The sequence below is a fragment of the Pseudomonas sp. MDT2-39-1 genome, from assembly GCF_054898085.1.
Genome location: NZ_CM142716.1, coordinates 6,082,628 through 6,098,761 on the forward strand (window position 1 = coordinate 6,082,628; position 16,134 = coordinate 6,098,761).

Genomic DNA, 16,134 nt, shown 5'->3' on the forward strand with positions numbered 1-16,134 from the left:
CGCATCATTATAGGGTAGGTGGGTATGGTATGGCGCATGTTCATGGGCAAAAAGACGATCTGTTGAAGCGTGTTCGACGTATCGCCGGTCAGGTTCAGGCTATAGAGCGAGCGCTGGAGTCGGACGCGGACTGTGCCAAAACGCTGCATCTTGTCGCGGCCACACGCGGGGCAATGAACGGTCTGATGGATGAAATTATAGAAGCACATGCGCACGCTCACGTTGCGAATCCTGAATTGAGCGATGAAGAGCGCGCTAAAGGTGTCGAAGAGTTGCTTGAAGCCATCCGTCGTTACTCGAAGTAGACCCTGTCATGCCAAATTTTGCAGAACTGCTTCAGCAGGGGGGCACCCACGCGTGGCTCTACTTCCCGAGCGCGATACTGCTAGGTGCGTTGCACGGGCTTGAGCCTGGCCATTCAAAGACCATGATGGCAGCGTTCATCGTCGCCATTCGTGGATCGGTGAAACAGGCTGTACTGCTGGGCTTGGCCGCAACGCTCTCGCACACCGCAGTGGTGTGGTTGGTTGCCATTGGTGGCATGTATCTGGGCAAAGGCCTGGACGCTCACACTACTGAGCCGTACTTCCAGCTAGCATCCTCCGCTCTGATCATAGTAATTGCGCTCTGGATGCTGTGGCGTACGTGGCGCGGCGAACAGATGTTCAAGTTCGAGCAAGGTGATGATCACCATCACGGCGAACATACCCATGCTCATCACGATGAGACTCAGCGTATTGATACGGGCCACGGGCGGATCGAACTGGCGATTTTCGAACAGGGAATGCCTCCACGCTGGCGCATGAAGGCGTTGAGTGGGCATGCCTGGTCAGCGGCAGAGGTTCGACTGACGACTACCCGCTCAAATGGCAGCATTCAAGCGTTCTCGTTCGTCGAGCGCGAAGGTTTCCTCGAATCGACCGCCGATATTCCTGAGCCTCATGACTTTAGTGCTCGTTTGAGTCTTGGGCATGCGGGCCATTCCCATGATTACGATCTGGATTATCAGGAGCACGGACACAGTCACGAGCATTCCGAACTGGAAGGCCTGGAACTGTCGATTGACGGTTATCAGGATGCGCATGAGCGTGCCCATGCCAACGATATCCGTAAGCGCTTCACCAATCGTGAGGTCACCACTGGCCAGATCATTATGTTCGGGTTGACCGGGGGGCTGATTCCCTGTCCAGCGGCTATTACCGTTCTGCTGCTCTGCCTTCAGGTCAAGGAAGTCGCCTTGGGAGGCGTGCTGGTATTGTGTTTCAGCCTTGGTTTGGCGCTTACATTGGTATCCGTCGGTGCGGCGGCGGCCATTGGCGCTAAGCAAGCTTCCAATCGCTGGCCTTGGCTTGGCGCAGTTGCGCGTCGCGCACCTTATTTGTCCAGCGTGTTGATCATCGGGGTCGGATTATACGTGGGGGTTCACGGCTGGATTGGTTTGAGTGCTGCATAAGCCAGTTTTGAACCATTTTCAGATCTGAAATCAAAATGTAAAAAGCGTCTGTTTTGTGCCGGTAATGCTGGCTTCAGGTCCGGTGTTATCGCCTGAGTTAGACATCTCGGCAGGCCGATCGCAGCCCTTCCATGATAGGCAACAATCGGCCCGGAGTGTGTAAAACGCCTTCGCGAACACTTGTATGATTTCTGAGGATTTCATCGCAGGGATCGCCCATGAAGCGCTTTATCCAAGGTGAACATCGAGGCAAAGGCACCTTACTTCCCGAGAGCCTCGACGACTACGTCAGCGATACTAATCCGGTGCGCGTAGTCGACGTCTTTGTCGACGAACTCGACCTGGTCAATATGGGTTTTGAAGGTGCCATTCCAGCCGATACTGGCCGGCCTGTAACACCCCGCGATCTTGAGAACATCTGGTCGCCATCGATGGCAGCACATTCCGAGTTGCTGTTCTACGCCATCAAAATTGTGGCCGCGGCGTATCTGTTTTACCTGGCGTGGCAATTATGGCGCGCCGATCCGGGGGCCGTTTGCAGCACCACCGCCAACCCGGTCGATGCGAGGGCGATCATCCCGGCAAACACCAGCAGCCGACCGACCCTGACCAGGCGGGGAGAAACAGCGTGAGCGTGGCGAGGTCCATGACAGGTCTCTAGAAACGAGAGCGATATTTTTATCATGGACGGCAGAGGGCTTTTTCCGTAAAGCGGCGCGCGCATACCGCAGTACAATTTCGTTGCTCGTAATGAGTGCGCGACCGCCCATTCAACATGATTTGAGGGGGCGCGTTTAATCGCCATCAAGTTTACTTCCTGAAAGCTACAAATCCTTGCGCCGTTGCCTACGGCTGCGCCAGAATCCGCCGGCTTGTGCGCCTTGGGCCTGGTCTCTATCGTTTCCGGGTCGCTGCCAATTTAGCGTCCGGACTTGACCGTCCGATTCAATCAAGGCGTACCAGTGACCAGGAAAAGCTTCCGGCTTTTTTGCGGTGGCTGTGCGTGGGACATCTTCGGGTGTGCCGGATTCCTTGATTTCCGGTCGGTCAACCCGCGTACAGCTGCCACCTCTGTTCGTTTGACCGCGAACGGTGGCGGCTCCGCTAATCAAGGAGCATCACCATGTTCAAAGCCACACCCAATCCCCTGGAAACGGACGACGTTTCCCCGTACGAATCCACCGACTCCAAGAAGCTCAACGATGCCGCCGAGCGGGCGCTCGACTTCCGCTTCCCCTCGAATGCGAACATCAAGTCCACCCCGCGCACACGCAGTACTCTGTTTTCAGTGGACCCCGAGGCTACGGCCGAAACATTGGCGGTTTATCTGGTCGAGACCCTGGCCTCGGTCGATGTGATGGTCCATCAATTGGTGGATCATCTGGAGGGTGAATCGCGTTATGCGCTGCTGGGCATTTCCAACAGCATCATGGTGGCGGAGATCACCGCGAACCGGGTGTTGGATAAAATTGATCTGCCCAAGTAGGTGCGGTCTGCTGTGGTAATGGGTAACTGATATCTGGCCGTCAATCAGGGTCAGAAATGGCATGGCAGCGGCTCGCGGTGTTTTAAACGCGAAGAAAACCCGCTGTGGTTTGCCGATCACTGGGGGTTTTTGGTAGCCACAAGACCTGCGGGCTTTGCCGGGTGCCGGGGCGTTATTTCGCAAATCTCCTCGCACCCACCACACACATGATCACCGCAACGGTGACCCCCAGCATGCCGATGCTGACCTGCTCGTGAAGCAACGTGGCCGCCAGCGCCAACCCAAAGAAAGGCTGAAGCAGTTGAAGCTGTCCAACGGCCGCAATCCCTCCCTGTGCCAGCCCGCGATACCAGAATACAAAACCGATCAGCATGCTGAACAGCGACACGTACGCCAGGCTCAACCACGCCGGCGCACTGATCCCCGAGAACGAAGGGGGCGTCAGCCACCAGGTCAGCGGGGCGACAATCGGCAGCGACAACACCAGCGCCCATGAAATCACCTGCCAGCCGCCCAGTGTTTTGGACAGCTTCGCGCCTTCGGCATAGCCGAGGCCGCAGGCAAGGATGGCCAACAGCATCAGGATGTCGCCTGTCGGCGAGGCGGTCAGTCCTTGGGAAACGGCGAATCCGACCACCAGCAGGCTGCCCAAAACAGAGAAGAACCAGAACGCCGGCCGGGGCCGCTCGCCACCGCGCAACACACCGAACGCGGCGGTCGCAAGCGGCAACATACCGACGAAGACAATGGAATGCGCGGACGTCACGTACTGAAGCGCCAGCGCGGTCAGCAGCGGAAACCCGACCACCACGCCCATCGCGACGATAACCAAGGGCAACAATTGGTTTCGCGCAGGCCGCTTTTCCTCGAACAGCCACAAAATGCACAGCGCCAGCACGCCAGCGATGGTGGCTCGGGCCACGGTCAGAAAGACCGGGTCGAATTCCAGCACTGCCACCCGAGTCGCGGGCAGCGAACCGCTGAAGATCACTACGCCGATCAGCCCATTGATTAACCCGCTCGTATTCTTTTCCAACGTCTGGTTGTGCAGCTTCGATGTCCGTTCCATTTCGCGTCCACTCATGTGTCGGGTTGCATGAGGCGCATCGTATGACCGACTATCGATACAATCAAAAAATTGTCATGGATACATTTCCCTATGCCTCGCTCCCGGTACAAGTCGCTGGTGGATGCCTTTGCAGCCGATATCCGTTCAGGGCGGTTGTTGCCGGGCACGCGCTTGCCGACTCACCGTCTGCTTGCCGCTACCCACGGATTGGCCCTGGTCACTGCAAGCAGGGTCTATGGGGAGCTGGAGGCCATGGGCCTGGTCAGTGGCGAAACGGGGCGCGGTACTTTCGTCCGCGAGACTTCACTGCCACCGAGTCTGGGCATCCACCAGCCCAGCGTTGTGGCGGGGATGATCGACCTCAACTTCAACTATCCGTCCGTGCCGGGGCAGGCCGATCTGCTGCGCACAGCCTTGCGTCAGCTCGCGTTGTCCGGCGACCTGGAATCCCATCTGCGCTACCAACCGCACGCGGGCCGTCCGCACGAGCGGGCATCGGTCGCGCGCCATCTGGAGGCGCGCGGACTGACGGTCCAGGCCGAGCAGGTGTTGCTTGTCAGTGGCGCTCAGCACGGATTGACGGTGGCCCTGATGGCGCTGCTGCAACCGGGTGATGTGATCGCGGCTGATGCCTTGACCTATCCGGGGTTCAAGGTGCTGGCTGAAACGCTGCATCTTGAAGTCGTGCCCATTCCTGGCACTGACACCGGGCCTGATCTCGATGCACTCGAAAAGCTCTGCCGGAGCCGCTCGGTACGTGCCCTCTACACCATGCCGACGTTGCACAATCCGTTGGGATGGGTGATGGCAGCGGATCAACGTGAGCACCTCGTGGCGATTGCACGCAAGCACGACCTGCACATCATCGAGGACGCTGCGTACGCGTTTCTGGCGGAAGATTCGTTGCCACCCATAGCGCAAATGGCACCTGAAAGGACGGTGTACGTTTCAGGATTTTCCAAAAGCGTCGCCACCGGGTTACGTGTCGGATTCGTCGCCGCACCCGTGCAAACGGTGGCCGCACTGGAGCGCACGATCAGGGCGACCACCTGGAATACGCCCGGGGTGATGACTGCGATTGCCTGCGCGTGGATCGATGACGGAACTGTCAGCCTGCTGGAGGCGCAAAAGCGCGCAGATGCACAAGCCCGGCAGGCCCTGGCCGACAAGCACCTGGCCGGCCTGCATTTCGTGCGCCATCCATCGTCCTACTTCATCTGGCTGCCCTTGTCGGAAGACGCACGGGCGGACCAGATCGCCATGGCGTTGATGCGCGAGCAGGTGGCGGTATCAACCGCCGAACCGTTTGCGACTTCGGTCCATGTGCCGCACGCGATTCGCCTGGCCCTGGGCTCGGTGGACATGGACGCGCTTGCAGTGGCGCTGGAGAAAGTGAGGCGGGTGGTGGGGGCTTATACGTAGCGGAGCCATAGCTGACCAAAGCCGGATGACTGGCAGGTACACCGCGTTATCGTTCTTCGCGCGCAAGCCCGCTTGTGTCTTGCGCAGGGGGCGGGCCATTCACCACTCTAGCGATCTGATATACACTTTCTTCTCGTTGACGGAGGCCAACTGCTTGTGGATGTTCTTGCGCTTTTCTATGACTACCTGTTTCTGTGGGTGATTACGCCGGTCACCGACCAGTTTCTTGGCATCTTCGATTTGAACGGCCGCTTCGGCCTGGTGTTTCTGTTGTCCTCCTACGGCGTTGCCTACGGCCTGTTTCGCTTCAGGAAATCCCGCGGGCTGACCGACGCGCGTACTTTCGGGCAATTCATCGGCGGGACCCGGGTTCATTTGCACCGCTCGGCGTTGCTGGATTACCGCTACTACTTCGTCCGCGCCATCCTGAAAGTGTCGCTGGTGTTGCCCATCGTCGGTCTGGTGGACCCGTACATCCTGCGTTCCGGGGACTACGTCCGCTTCATGACCAACCTTTGGGGCGCACGGGTGCAAGTCGGGGACCACCTCTCACTCTCGCTGCTGTTCGGATTGGGGGTGTTTCTGGTCAAGGATTTTGCCAACTATTCGGTACACCGGGCCTTTCATTCACGATGGTTGTGGGAGTTTCACAAGGTCCATCATTCGGCACCCGTTCTGGTCCCCGCCACTGCAAGCCGGGTTCACTTCGTGGAAAAAATTGTTGAAAAGCTGACGAATACCGTCTGCATCGCGGCCTTTGCCGGCGTCTTCTGGTACGCCTGCGGTGGCGAGATCAGCCGTTACACCTTGTTTGGCGTGACCTGGCTGGTACTGATCTTCAACGGTCTTGCCGCAAACCTGCGTCATACCCATGTCTGGCTATCGTTCGGGCCAGTGTTCGAGCATGTGTTGAACAGTCCGGCCCAGCACCAGATTCACCACAGTGACGCGGCCCGACACATCAACAAGAACTTCGGAGTCAACCTGTCACTCTGGGACTGGATGTTCGGAACGCTCTACGTCACCACATCGAAGCCGGAAGCCATCCGCTTCGGTACCGATGAAGCGGATCACGAACGCTACCTGACGGTCTACAGCCTGATCGTCACGCCGTTTGTGGACATAGCCCGCAAGATCCGCCTGGCGAAACGCCCGCAGGCCGCGCCACCAGCCCCCGTCGAAGTACCCGAGTCTTAACAAGACGCCATAAACACAACCATGACCTACGCTTGTTCACAGACGCATGTTCAGTGAGCAGGGTTTGCTCCTGAGCGAGATTCAATCGGCACCCACAAAAATAATATCGGGAGACTCCATATGCTCGCCTTGTTCCGTCGATTCAGCCGCTCCATCGCAGTTGCGATTACCGCTGCGGCGCTCACTACACCGGCCTTTGCGCTGGACACCGTCAAGTTCATGGCCCCGGGCTCGGTTGGTGGCGGCTATGACCAGACTGCACGAGATCTGGGCAAAGCCCTGGTCGAGGCCAAAGCGGCCAAATCCGTCACCTTCGAGAACAAGGGCGGGGCCGGCGGCACGTTGGGGCTGGCGCAATTTGCCAACAGCACCAAGGGCGATCCGAATGCACTGCTGGTTGTCGGCGCGATCATGGTCGCGGGTATTGAACAGAACAAACCGCCAATCACCTTGAAGGACGTGACGCCGATCGCACGGCTGTTTACCGAATACAACGTGATTGCCGTGCGCAAGGAGTCCGAGTTCAAAACCCTGGACGACTTGCTCAAAGCCTTCAAGGAAAAACCCTCCAGCATCACTTGGGGCGGTGGCTCCAAGGGCTCGATTGATCACATCGGCATCGCCGATCTGGCCAGCAGAATGGGTATCCCCGTCAACAAGGTGAACTACGTGGCGTTCGCCGGTGGGGGTGAAGTCGTGGCTCAGGTATTGGGCGGTCAGATCAAGGTGATCACCGGCGGTTACGCCGAACTGGGCCAATACATCAGGAACGGCCAGTTCCGTGTGCTCGCCATCGGCGCGCCCGAGCGTATTGCCGGTATCGATGCGCCGACGCTGAAAGAAAGCGGCTACGACGTGATTATCGGCAACTGGCGGGGTGTTTACGGTGCGGCGGGCCTCACCCCCGAGCAGCGCAAGGAAGTGACCGACGCCGTCTTGGCCGCCGCCGAAAGCAATGGCTGGAAAGCCAATGTCGAGACCAATAAATGGGCACCCAACGTCCTGACCGGCGATGAGTTCGGCAAATTCGTCGACGCAGAGCACGTGCGCCTGCATGGGATGTTGGTCGAGGTCGGGTTGATAAAATGAACCCACCTCGCACATTCATTCCGGTACAACTGGCGATCGGCTTGGGTGTGGTCGTCATCAGTGCGGTATTGGCGCTTGGCGCCTACCGCTTTCCTGAGGAGATGGGGTTCGTCATTCTGGGCGCTCATGTCTACCCCTACGCGTTGGCGGTGTTCCTTGGCGTCGTCGGCCTGTTGCTGTGTTATCAGTCCGTGACCGGTGGTTTTCGCGAATTGGCGGACCACGATGACGAGTCTGCCAAAGCGCTGCCCGGCGGCAAGCTCGGGGCCGCCTGGGTCACCGCGGGTCTCGTGGCCGTGGCCGTGCTGATTAACCTCATCGGCTTCGTCCTGTCGGCCGGGTTGCTGTTTGCCTGTTCGGCCCGGGGTTTTGGCAGTCGCCGCCCGGTGCGGGACCTGGCCATCGGCATTGCCTTGACGCTGCCGATTTACTGGCTGTTCAACGCCGGGCTCGGGGTTTCCCTGCCGCCCCTGATCAACGCCTGGCTCTGACCCCGGCCCAAGGAGATAAACTCGGTGGATATTCTCTCAAGCCTGGCCGTCGGTTTTGCCGCCGCGCTGACCCCGATCAATCTGATGTGGGGATTTATCGGCTGCTTGCTCGGCACGGCCATCGGTGTCTTGCCGGGGATTGGACCGGCACTGACCGTTGCGCTGCTGTTGCCGATCACCGCCAAGGTCGATCCTACCGGGGCGCTGATCATGTTCGCCGGCATCTACTACGGCGCACAGTTTGGCGGTTCGACCACGTCCATCCTGCTTAATACGCCCGGGGAATCGTCGTCCATGGTCACGGCCCTGGAAGGCAACCTCATGGCCCGGAACGGACGGGCAGGGCCGGCCTTGGCGACGGCGGCTATCGGTTCGTTTGTCGCCGGCACCATCGCGACGGTTCTGCTCACCCTGTTTGCCCCCATCGTTGCCACGCTGGCGCTCAATTTTGGCCCTGCGGAGTATTTTGCGATTCTGGTGCTGTCCTTCACGACTGTGTCGGCAGTGCTCGGCGCTTCGATGCTGCGGGGGTTCGCCTCGCTCGGGATTGGCCTGACCATCGGCTTGATCGGCCTGGACTCGACCTCGGGCATTGCCCGCTACACCTTGGGTGTGCCGGAGTTGGTGGATGGCATCGAAGTGGTGCTCGTGGCGGTCGGCTTGTTTGCGGTGGGCGAGGCGTTGTACAGCCTGCTTTATCAAAAAGAAGAAGCATCGGGTCGGCACCGGTTGACGTCGTTGTGGATGACACGCGCTGACTGGAAACGCTCGATTCCCGCCTGGTTGCGGGGAACACTGATCGGTTTCCCGTTCGGTTCGATTCCGGCGGGTGGTGCTGAAATTCCGACCTTCTTGTCCTATTCCGCCGAACGCAAACTGAGCAAGTTTCCGAAAGAGTTCGCAGGCAGCAAGGGCGAGGGCGCCATCGAAGGGGTGGCCGGTCCCGAGGCGGCCAACAATGCCAGCGCTACCGGTTCTCTGGTGCCGCTGCTGACGCTCGGTATCCCGACGTCCGCCACGGCGGCGATCCTGTTGGCGGCGTTCCAGAACTACAACCTGCAGCCGGGGCCGATGCTGTTCCAGACATCGGGTGATCTGGTCTGGACACTTGTCGCTTCGCTGTACATCGGCAACGTCATCCTGCTGGTATTAAACCTGCCGTTGGTGGGGTTGTGGGTCAAGCTGTTGCAGATTCCCCGACCGTATCTGAATGCCGGGATTCTGGTGTTTGCCACCATCGGCGTGTACGGCATGCGCCACTCTTCGTTTGACCTGCTGCTGATGCTGGCAATCGGTTGGGGAGGGGTGCTGATGCGGCGTTTCGATTTCCCTGTCGCGCCAGTGATCGTGGGCATGCTGCTGGGGCCGATGGCTGAAAAGCAGCTGCGCAATGCGCTGTCCATCAGCGAAGGGGACTGGATGATATTTTTGACGCAACCCATCGCCGCGTCGTTCCTCGCGCTGACGCTGCTGGTGCTGATCGTGCCTCATCTGCTGCATGCTCGGGGCATCAAGTTGCACGAGGATGATTGATCACAAAAGGCACGCCGCGAGTCCTGTAATTGAATGGACTCGCCCTCGCTGTCGTTGGCTTCTATAAGAATGCCACCGTGGCGCACAGACGCCTCGGCTTGGGCGAGTCCACTCAATTACACGAAGCGTGCGACATCAACAAATCCCCATGGGCATTGGGCAGTTTTCTTCAATACGCAGGGCAGGGCGCTCAGTACCTTGAGCGCTAATTTCCCTGAATTGAAGAAGGTGTGCGATGAGTCTGATTATTTCCATGGCGACATTTGCCCTGGTGGCGTCGATAACGCCGGGGCCGGTGAACATTGTTGCGTTGAGTTCGGGGGCGCAGTTCGGTTTTCGCGCCAGTCAGCGGCATGTGGCCGGGGCCACGCTGGGGTTCGTTTTATTGCTGGTGTTGATGGGCCTGGGTTTGCATGAGGTGTTGCAGCTGTGGCCGGCGCTGACGCGGGTGGTGCAACTGGCGGGTGTGGCGTTTCTGTTGTTCATGGCCTGGAAGCTGGCGGCGGACGATGGTCGAATCGATGCAAAAAAGTCGCGCCGGGCACCGTCGCTGTTGTACGGCGCGGTGATGCAATGGCTCAACCCGAAAGCCTGGCTGGCGTGTGTAGCGGGGATGGGCGCCTTCGTCGCGGATGGCGAGGCGCGGTTGGTCTGGCAGTTCGCGGCGGTGTACTTGGTAATCTGCTACGTATCCGTTGGTTGCTGGGCTTACGCTGGCACCTTTTTGCAAGGTTACTTGAGCAATCCTGCGGGCATGCGCCTGTTCAACCGGATCATGGCGTTTCTGTTGGCGGTGTGTGCGGCGTACCTGTTGTTACCCTGATCAGGCTCGATATTGCCCCGGTGTGGCCGCCAGATGCTGTTTGAATACCCGCTGAAAATGCGCCTGATCCGCAAATCCCGCTTCCAGCGCTACATCGGCAATCAACTTGCCGTTGCGCAATTGATCACGGGCGAACTGGATGCGCCGGTTGACCAGAAAGGCGTGGGGCGTCATGCCGTAATGGTGTTTGAAGGCGCGAATCAGGTAGGACGGCGACAGTTGAGCCGCCTCGCAAATGTCCTCGAGCTTGAGCTGGCATGTGCAGTGGTCGCGGATGTAGTCGGCGGCCCGTTCCAGCTTGAAATTGGGCTCGCGCAGCGGTTGATCGATCGGGTTGAGCCGCTGTTGCACATCGGTAAAAAACTCCACCGCCGCACTGTGTTTGCACAACACGTCCTGCAGCGGATCAACCAGTATTTCGTTCAAATCGTTCAGGCCTGCGAACAGGTTGACATCGCGGGTGTGGGTAACGGAAAACCGCCGAAACGCCAACTCCTGGCTGAAGCCGAGCTGATGTTGCAAATTGGTCAGCCAGGTCGTCTCGACGTACAGCATCAGGTACGACCACGGCTGGTCGTCGATCGGATTGCAGGCATGGACATCATCGGGGTTCATCAACACCACGGTGCCGGCGCTGACCTGGAACTGCGCTTGCTCATGAAGGTAGGTACTGCGCCCGGCGGTGATCGCACCGATGGAAAAGTGCTCGTGGGCATGCCGGGTGTAGCAAACCTCCCGGCCGTCGGCGATGGATCGAGCTTCGATGAAGGGCAGGGCATCGTCGCGCCAGAAGCGGGGTGCTTTGTCAGCGTCTTTGGCAACGGTGTGCTTCATCGTCAGTGTCCTCGGCAGGCCAGCAACGGAGTGTATTAGCTCTCGCCGTTAAAGGCTCGCTGCAGTGCGGCGATGTCGAGTTTTTTCATCTGCATCATGGCTTGCATGGCGCGTTGTGATTTCTTCGTGTCGGGGTCTTTCAGCATGTCCATCATGGCGACCGGCACGATCTGCCAGGACAAACCGAATTTGTCCTTGACCCACCCGCACTGCTCGTTCTCTGGATGGGCGGAAAGGGCGCCCCAGAAATGGTCGACTTCATCCTGGGTCTGGCAATTGACCTGAAATGAAACCGCTTCGCTGAATGTGAAAACCGAACCGCCATTCAGGCCTGTCATCGGCTGTCCGTCGAGTTCGAAACTGACCGTCAGCACCGAGCCTTCAGGCATGCCATGAACCTCTTGGCCGGCCTTGCCGTAGTGAGTGAGGGCGGTTATTTTTGAATGATCGAAGATCGAACAGTAAAACTTCGCCGCTTCTTCGGCCTGATTGTCGAACCAGAGGCAGGGAGTCAGTTTTTGTACGCGCTGCATGGTGGTGCTCCTCCACGAGTTACACATGCTGGATTATCAGCGTAGCCAGCTTGTAGTCGATTGGCTGGACCGTAGATCGACATTTGCCCGCAGGTATAGATGTGTCTGAGTCAAAATGACAATTGTGTGAGTCATACAGACTACTTCGGCAAGTGGTCGATATGACTCTATTTTCTTCAGGTTACTGATTTAAATGGATAAAAAAACTGGCACGAGACTTGATAAGTAAAACGTACAACTGAACTGCTTCAGGAGTACGGAAAAATGTTCGATTTCTTCATCAATCCTCAGAACGTTCTGCACTTGTCGAGTCGCGTACTTGGCGCTGGCCTGGCGCTGCTTTTGATGGGTATCTACGGCGCTTACCTCTACGACGGTCATTTGCCGATTGTCGCCCTGGTGACGATGCATGCCATGACCATTATCGGGCCGACCTTGCTCAAAATTGGCTACGTTATGCGCCTGCTGGCGCAGCATCGCTTGGGTAAAGGCCTGGTCGGGGCGGTCGCCTGATGCGCCGACTCGCCGCTGCGCCAGTCTTCAGTCTCGGCTTTCGACCGTTCTTTTTGGCAGGTGCCGGGTTTGCTGCGATCGCGGTGGCGATCTGGGCGCTTTGGCTGTACGGGCGACTGCCCGATGCGCAACCTGTTGGCGGGATGCTGGCCTGGCACCGGCATGAAATGCCGTTTGGTTTTGCCACGGCAATTATCGCCGGGTTCCTGCTTACCGCAGTGCCCAACTGGACCGGACGCCCTGGCCTCAACGGCTGGCCCTTGATGGGGCTTGTGCTGGTATGGCTGCTGGCGCGACTGGCCTGGTTGCTACCCGTTTCCGATAGCGTGCTGCTGGTGTTGCAAGTGCCGTTTCTACCGCTTCTGGCCTGGGCGATTGGACGGGATCTGGTGGCCGCCGGCAAGCGCGACAACTACCCGATTCTGTTGGTGATTGCGCTGATGGCTGGTTGTCAGGGCATGACGTTGTGGGGGATCGCGATGGATGACGCGGGCCTGCAACGGCGTGGCGTGTTGGCGGCCTTGTGGCTAGTGGCGGCGCTTATGACGGTGATTGGTGGCCGGGTCATTCCCTTCTTTATCCAGCGCGGCTTGAACCGTGCCGCCGCACCCGCCGCTCACCCGTTGCCAACCAAAGTGTTGTTGCTGAGCAACCTGCTCGCGGCCATGTCCTTTGCCGGTGGGTTGAACGATGCTCCCAGACCCTGGCTGGGGGCGTTGTTTCTGCTGATGGGCGCGTTGCATCTGCTGCGCTTGTTGCGCTGGCATGATCGGGGCCTTTGGCGCGTACCGCTGCTCTGGTCGCTGTACCTCGCTTATGCCTGGCTGGTGGTTGCCCCGTTGGCGATGGCGTTGTGGCACACCGGCTTAATGCAGCAACAAAGTCTGGCCACGCACTCATTGGCCGTCGGTGGTATCGGCGGGCTGATACTGGCAATGATTGCGCGGGTCAGCCTGGGTCATACCGGGCGACTGTTGCAGCCGTCGAACACCGTGGTGCTGGGTTTTGCCTTACTGGTGATCGCCGGTGTGAGCCGGGTGTTTGTTGTACCGTTTTTCGGGCTGGGGCTGGGCCTCTCAGCGCTGCTTTGGAGCAGTGCTTTCGGCCTGTTTCTCATGCACTACACCGGCATCTTGCTCAAGCCGAGGCTTTAACGCCCCAGACCACCGCGTTCAGCGATCCACTGCGTGGCCATATCGATGAAGGCGCGCAGTTTCGGTTGAGTCTGGGGGCGGCTCGGGAAATACAGGTACAACGCCGAACTCAACGGCGCAAACGGCAGCAGCACTCGCTCCAGTTGACCGTTCGCCAGCTCGTCGATGATCTCCAGATTGCAGGCGTAAGCGAGTCCGAGCCCGTTTCGGGCTGCGGAGATCAGAGCTTGCGATCATTGACAATCACGCCACTCTCGACGCCCACCGTGAAGTCTCGCCCGTCACGGCGAAACTCCCAGCGATGCGCGCTGCCGGAGTTGGCGAAGCGGAAGCCGATGCACTCATGCCGGGTCAGCGCTTCCGGGCTGAGCGGTTTGCCGGCCTTGGCGAAGTAAGCCGGCGAACCCACCACCGACCATTGCAGGTCCGGTGTCAGGCGCACGGCGATCATGTCTTTCTCGATGGACTCTCCCAGCCGGATCCCGGCATCGAATCCGCTCTCCATCAGATCGACCGTGGCGTCGTCCAGGGAGATATCGAGGCTGACCTGCGGATAAGCCTGGCGGAACAGCGGCATCAGTGGCTCGATCAACAACGCGCCGGACAAGCGCGGCGCGGTGATGCGCAGCGTGCCCATCGGTTGATCTGGCCGCCGGGCGCAGACGGGCGAACAGGCTGGCACCGGCCTCGGTCAACGCCACTCGGCGAGTCGTGCGCTGGAACAGCAATACGCCGGTGCGCCGCTACAGCAGTTTGATCGCGTGGCTGACCGCCGTGGGCGTCACCGCCAACCGGGTGGCGGCAAGGGTGAAGCTTTTATGCTCGGCCACCGCCAGAAACTCGGTCAAGCCATCGAACGGGTCGTGATTCATGTCGGCGTCAATATGAAAGACAGTTTCATAGTGCTTGTAACACGAGGGTATTTTTCCGACCAATCTTCCTGCGTACCTTGTGCTCACCCCAACCCAAACAAGGAACTCGATCATGACCACTTCCCCCACCTTCAAACGTGTCTGGCTCATCACTGGCGCTTCCCGCGGTATCGGCGCAAAGATCGCCGCCGCTGCACTGGCCAATGGCGATGCGGTGGTGGCTACCGCTCGTGATGCCAGCAGCGTCACCCAGCGTTTCGGCACTCAATCCGCGTTGCTCGCCGTGTCCCTCGATGTGACCAACGAAGCGCAAGGCGTTGCCGTCGCCAAGGCGGCCATCGATCACTTCGGGCGTATCGACGTGCTGGTTAACAACGCGGGCTTCGGCTTGCTGGGCGCGGTGGAAGAAGCCAGCGCCGACGAGGTGCGACGTGTGTACGAAACCAGTGTCTTCGGCTTGCTGAACGTCACTCGCGCCGTCCTGCCGTACATGCGCGCCGCTCGCAGTGGGCACGTGATCAATCTGTCATCGGTGGGCGGTTACGCGTCGGGGCCGGGCTTCGGCGTCTATTGCTCGACCAAGTTTGCCGTTGAAGGGCTGAGCGAGGCGCTGCACGCCGAATTGGCGCCGGTGGGGGTCAAAGTCACGGTTGTCGAGCCTGGATACTTCCGCACCGAATTCCTCGAAGGCAATTCGCTGGTGGAACCCCCGTCAACGATTGCCGACTACGACAGCACCGCGGGTGAAGTACGCAAAATTGCCAAGGCCGTGACCCTGAATCAGCCGTGCGACCCGGACAAGCTCGCGCAGACCATGATCACCCTGGTGGAAGCGAAAAAAGCACCGCTGCGCTTACCGCTGGGCAGTGACTGCGTCGCGGCGATCGAAGCCAAGAACGCCTTCGTCGCCGATGAGTTGCAGACATGGCGTGAAGTGTCGGTCTCCACCGATTTCTAAACCTCAACCCTGTCCGTATCTGCCGTTGTGGCGAGGGGATAAATCCCCTCGCCACAACGACAGCTGCTACAGAGCGTGCCGTTTCAGTCGTTTTCATGTGACCGGTGGTCGATGAACCCGTCTCAACCGGCAATTTGCGCTTAGCTGAAGGGATCACCCGAGGCGCGCGTAGGCATTCCGTTGTCACAGCGACGCCCCTTCAGAACACCGTGAGTCTGAGGAATTCGCAATGCTGACCCTGAACATCAATGGCAAGGATCAGGAGCTGGATGTCCCCGCGGACATGCCGCTGCTCTGGGTCCTGCGCGATGTCGCGCACCTGACGGGCACCAAATTCGGTTGCGGCATGGCCCAGTGCGGCGCCTGCACCGTGCACGTCGACGGTGCGCCGCTGCGTTCCTGCATCACGCCCGTCACCGCAGTGGCCCACGGGCAAAAAATCCTCACCATCGAAGGCCTGTCAACCGACGGCTCGCACCCGGTGCAGCAAGCCTGGGCCGAACTCGACGTGGTGCAGTGCGGTTACTGCCAGTCCGGGCAGATCATGTCCGCCGCCGCGTTACTGGCGAAGATCCCCAAACCGACCGACAGCGACATCGATCAGGCGCTCTCCGGCAATATCTGCCGCTGCGGCACCTACCCAAGGATCCGTGCAGCGGTCAAACGCGCCGCCGAGATCGGCTGATGCCTCGTTGACGGGAGTCTGA

The 16,134-nt window shown here is 59.4% G+C and carries 16 protein-coding genes and 4 pseudogenes; 15 read left to right on the forward strand and 5 right to left on the reverse strand.

The annotated features are described in order from the left end of the window. Nucleotides 1-29: 29 nt before the first annotated feature. From ACYZTM_RS28315 to ACYZTM_RS28330, 4 genes and pseudogenes are all read left to right on the forward strand, one after another. Nucleotides 30-305, forward strand: a complete 276-nt coding sequence (locus ACYZTM_RS28315) for a metal/formaldehyde-sensitive transcriptional repressor (protein ID WP_131062939.1) — start codon at nt 30-32, stop codon at nt 303-305. 8 nt (nt 306-313) lie between these two features. Next, nucleotides 314-1,453 (forward strand): nickel/cobalt efflux protein RcnA, encoded by a 1,140-nt coding sequence (locus ACYZTM_RS28320; protein ID WP_461985912.1) that lies wholly within the window; start codon nt 314-316, stop codon nt 1,451-1,453. Nucleotides 1,454-1,671: 218 nt separating this feature from the next. Beyond that, nucleotides 1,672-1,864: pseudogene (locus ACYZTM_RS28325) on the forward strand (transposase); the annotation flags it as partial. Nucleotides 1,865-1,896: 32 nt separating this feature from the next. After that, a pseudogene (locus tag ACYZTM_RS28330) lies at nt 1,897-1,984 on the forward strand (LysE family translocator); the annotation flags it as partial. On the opposite strand, the pseudogene ACYZTM_RS28335 reads toward ACYZTM_RS28330, so the two are convergent. Next, nucleotides 1,983-2,066: pseudogene (locus ACYZTM_RS28335) on the reverse strand (LysE family translocator); the annotation flags it as partial. The pseudogenes ACYZTM_RS28330 and ACYZTM_RS28335 sit on opposite strands and share 2 nt — an antisense overlap. A gap of 510 nt (nt 2,067-2,576) precedes the next feature. On the opposite strand from ACYZTM_RS28335, the gene ACYZTM_RS28340 reads away from it, so the two are divergent. Then, nucleotides 2,577-2,939 (forward strand): DUF6124 family protein, encoded by a 363-nt coding sequence (locus ACYZTM_RS28340; protein ID WP_461985914.1) that lies wholly within the window; start codon nt 2,577-2,579, stop codon nt 2,937-2,939. Between the two features lie 172 nt (nt 2,940-3,111). On the opposite strand, the gene ACYZTM_RS28345 is transcribed toward ACYZTM_RS28340, so the two are convergent. Further along, a complete protein-coding gene (locus ACYZTM_RS28345; protein ID WP_131062936.1) occupies nt 3,112-4,008 on the reverse strand; it encodes a DMT family transporter in 897 nt (298 codons plus the stop codon). 90 nt (nt 4,009-4,098) lie between these two features. Here ACYZTM_RS28345 and ACYZTM_RS28350 point away from each other — a divergent pair, with 90 nt between their 5' ends. The 6 genes from ACYZTM_RS28350 to ACYZTM_RS28375 all read left to right on the forward strand — a co-directional run bounded on the left by ACYZTM_RS28350 (nt 4,099) and on the right by ACYZTM_RS28375 (nt 10,563). Further along, nucleotides 4,099-5,430 (forward strand): aminotransferase-like domain-containing protein, encoded by a 1,332-nt coding sequence (locus ACYZTM_RS28350; RefSeq protein ID WP_131062935.1) that lies wholly within the window; start codon nt 4,099-4,101, stop codon nt 5,428-5,430. A 156-nt stretch (nt 5,431-5,586) separates the two neighbouring features. Beyond that, on the forward strand, nt 5,587-6,627 hold the full coding sequence (locus ACYZTM_RS28355) for a sterol desaturase family protein (RefSeq protein ID WP_131062934.1): 1,041 nt from the start codon (nt 5,587-5,589) through the stop codon (nt 6,625-6,627). A 120-nt stretch (nt 6,628-6,747) separates the two neighbouring features. Then, on the forward strand, nt 6,748-7,716 hold the full coding sequence (locus tag ACYZTM_RS28360) for a Bug family tripartite tricarboxylate transporter substrate binding protein (protein ID WP_131062933.1): 969 nt from the start codon (nt 6,748-6,750) through the stop codon (nt 7,714-7,716). Further along, nucleotides 7,713-8,207, forward strand: a complete 495-nt coding sequence (locus ACYZTM_RS28365; RefSeq protein WP_461985918.1) for a tripartite tricarboxylate transporter TctB family protein — start codon at nt 7,713-7,715, stop codon at nt 8,205-8,207. Before ACYZTM_RS28360 ends, ACYZTM_RS28365 begins: the two co-directional genes overlap by 4 nt. 24 nt (nt 8,208-8,231) lie before the next feature. Continuing rightward, on the forward strand, nt 8,232-9,740 hold the full coding sequence (locus tag ACYZTM_RS28370; RefSeq protein ID WP_131062931.1) for a tripartite tricarboxylate transporter permease: 1,509 nt from the start codon (nt 8,232-8,234) through the stop codon (nt 9,738-9,740). Between the two features lie 235 nt (nt 9,741-9,975). After that, entirely contained in the window at nt 9,976-10,563 is a 588-nt protein-coding gene (locus ACYZTM_RS28375; protein WP_131062930.1) for a LysE family translocator, read from the forward strand. Here ACYZTM_RS28375 and ACYZTM_RS28380 read toward each other — a convergent pair whose 3' ends face one another. Both ACYZTM_RS28380 and ACYZTM_RS28385 read right to left on the reverse strand, forming a co-directional pair. Further along, complete coding sequence (locus ACYZTM_RS28380; protein WP_461985921.1) at nt 10,564-11,397, reverse strand: AraC family transcriptional regulator; 834 nt, start codon at nt 11,395-11,397, stop codon at nt 10,564-10,566. It lies immediately after the preceding gene. A gap of 35 nt (nt 11,398-11,432) precedes the next feature. Then, complete coding sequence (locus ACYZTM_RS28385) at nt 11,433-11,930, reverse strand: VOC family protein (protein ID WP_131062928.1); 498 nt, start codon at nt 11,928-11,930, stop codon at nt 11,433-11,435. 264 nt (nt 11,931-12,194) lie between these two features. On the opposite strand from ACYZTM_RS28385, the gene ACYZTM_RS28390 reads away from it, so the two are divergent. Together ACYZTM_RS28390 and ACYZTM_RS28395 are read left to right on the forward strand one after the other, a co-directional pair. After that, nucleotides 12,195-12,443, forward strand: coding sequence for a transmembrane sensor/regulator PpyR (locus ACYZTM_RS28390; RefSeq protein WP_131062927.1), 249 nt, complete (start codon nt 12,195-12,197; stop codon nt 12,441-12,443). Continuing rightward, nucleotides 12,443-13,597 carry an NnrS family protein gene (locus ACYZTM_RS28395; protein ID WP_461985924.1) on the forward strand — a complete coding sequence of 385 codons (1,155 nt, stop codon included), beginning with the start codon at nt 12,443-12,445 and terminating at the stop codon, nt 13,595-13,597. The genes ACYZTM_RS28390 and ACYZTM_RS28395 overlap by 1 nt, the downstream gene beginning before the upstream one ends. On the opposite strand, the pseudogene ACYZTM_RS28400 reads toward ACYZTM_RS28395, so the two are convergent. After that, nucleotides 13,594-14,469, reverse strand: a pseudogene (locus ACYZTM_RS28400) (LysR family transcriptional regulator). The gene ACYZTM_RS28395 and the pseudogene ACYZTM_RS28400 sit on opposite strands and share 4 nt — an antisense overlap. Nucleotides 14,470-14,581: 112 nt before the next feature. Here ACYZTM_RS28400 and ACYZTM_RS28405 point away from each other — a divergent pair. Both ACYZTM_RS28405 and ACYZTM_RS28410 read left to right on the forward strand, forming a co-directional pair. Beyond that, nucleotides 14,582-15,427, forward strand: a complete 846-nt coding sequence (locus ACYZTM_RS28405) for an oxidoreductase (RefSeq protein ID WP_461985926.1) — start codon at nt 14,582-14,584, stop codon at nt 15,425-15,427. Nucleotides 15,428-15,656: 229 nt separating this feature from the next. After that, entirely contained in the window at nt 15,657-16,112 is a 456-nt protein-coding gene (locus ACYZTM_RS28410; RefSeq protein WP_131062924.1) for a (2Fe-2S)-binding protein, read from the forward strand. Nucleotides 16,113-16,134 lie beyond the last annotated feature (22 nt).

Bases quoted from the DNA above. Each gene is read 5' to 3' on its own strand.
- ACYZTM_RS28315 (WP_131062939.1), top strand. From the start codon at position 30: ATGGCGCATGTTCATGGGCAAAAAGACGATCTGTTGAAGCGTGTTCGA.
- ACYZTM_RS28365 (WP_461985918.1), top strand. From the start codon at position 7,713: ATGAACCCACCTCGCACATTCATTCCGGTACAACTGGCGATCGGCTTG.
- ACYZTM_RS28320 (WP_461985912.1), top strand. From the start codon at position 314: ATGCCAAATTTTGCAGAACTGCTTCAGCAGGGGGGCACCCACGCGTGG.
- ACYZTM_RS28390 (WP_131062927.1), top strand. From the start codon at position 12,195: ATGTTCGATTTCTTCATCAATCCTCAGAACGTTCTGCACTTGTCGAGT.
- ACYZTM_RS28350 (WP_131062935.1), top strand. From the start codon at position 4,099: ATGCCTCGCTCCCGGTACAAGTCGCTGGTGGATGCCTTTGCAGCCGAT.
- ACYZTM_RS28345 (WP_131062936.1), bottom strand. From the start codon at position 4,008: ATGGAACGGACATCGAAGCTGCACAACCAGACGTTGGAAAAGAATACG.
- ACYZTM_RS28405 (WP_461985926.1), top strand. From the start codon at position 14,582: ATGACCACTTCCCCCACCTTCAAACGTGTCTGGCTCATCACTGGCGCT.
- ACYZTM_RS28360 (WP_131062933.1), top strand. From the start codon at position 6,748: ATGCTCGCCTTGTTCCGTCGATTCAGCCGCTCCATCGCAGTTGCGATT.
- ACYZTM_RS28385 (WP_131062928.1), bottom strand. From the start codon at position 11,930: ATGCAGCGCGTACAAAAACTGACTCCCTGCCTCTGGTTCGACAATCAG.
- ACYZTM_RS28395 (WP_461985924.1), top strand. From the start codon at position 12,443: ATGCGCCGACTCGCCGCTGCGCCAGTCTTCAGTCTCGGCTTTCGACCG.
- ACYZTM_RS28410 (WP_131062924.1), top strand. From the start codon at position 15,657: ATGCTGACCCTGAACATCAATGGCAAGGATCAGGAGCTGGATGTCCCC.
- ACYZTM_RS28340 (WP_461985914.1), top strand. From the start codon at position 2,577: ATGTTCAAAGCCACACCCAATCCCCTGGAAACGGACGACGTTTCCCCG.
- ACYZTM_RS28375 (WP_131062930.1), top strand. From the start codon at position 9,976: ATGAGTCTGATTATTTCCATGGCGACATTTGCCCTGGTGGCGTCGATA.
- ACYZTM_RS28380 (WP_461985921.1), bottom strand. From the start codon at position 11,397: ATGAAGCACACCGTTGCCAAAGACGCTGACAAAGCACCCCGCTTCTGG.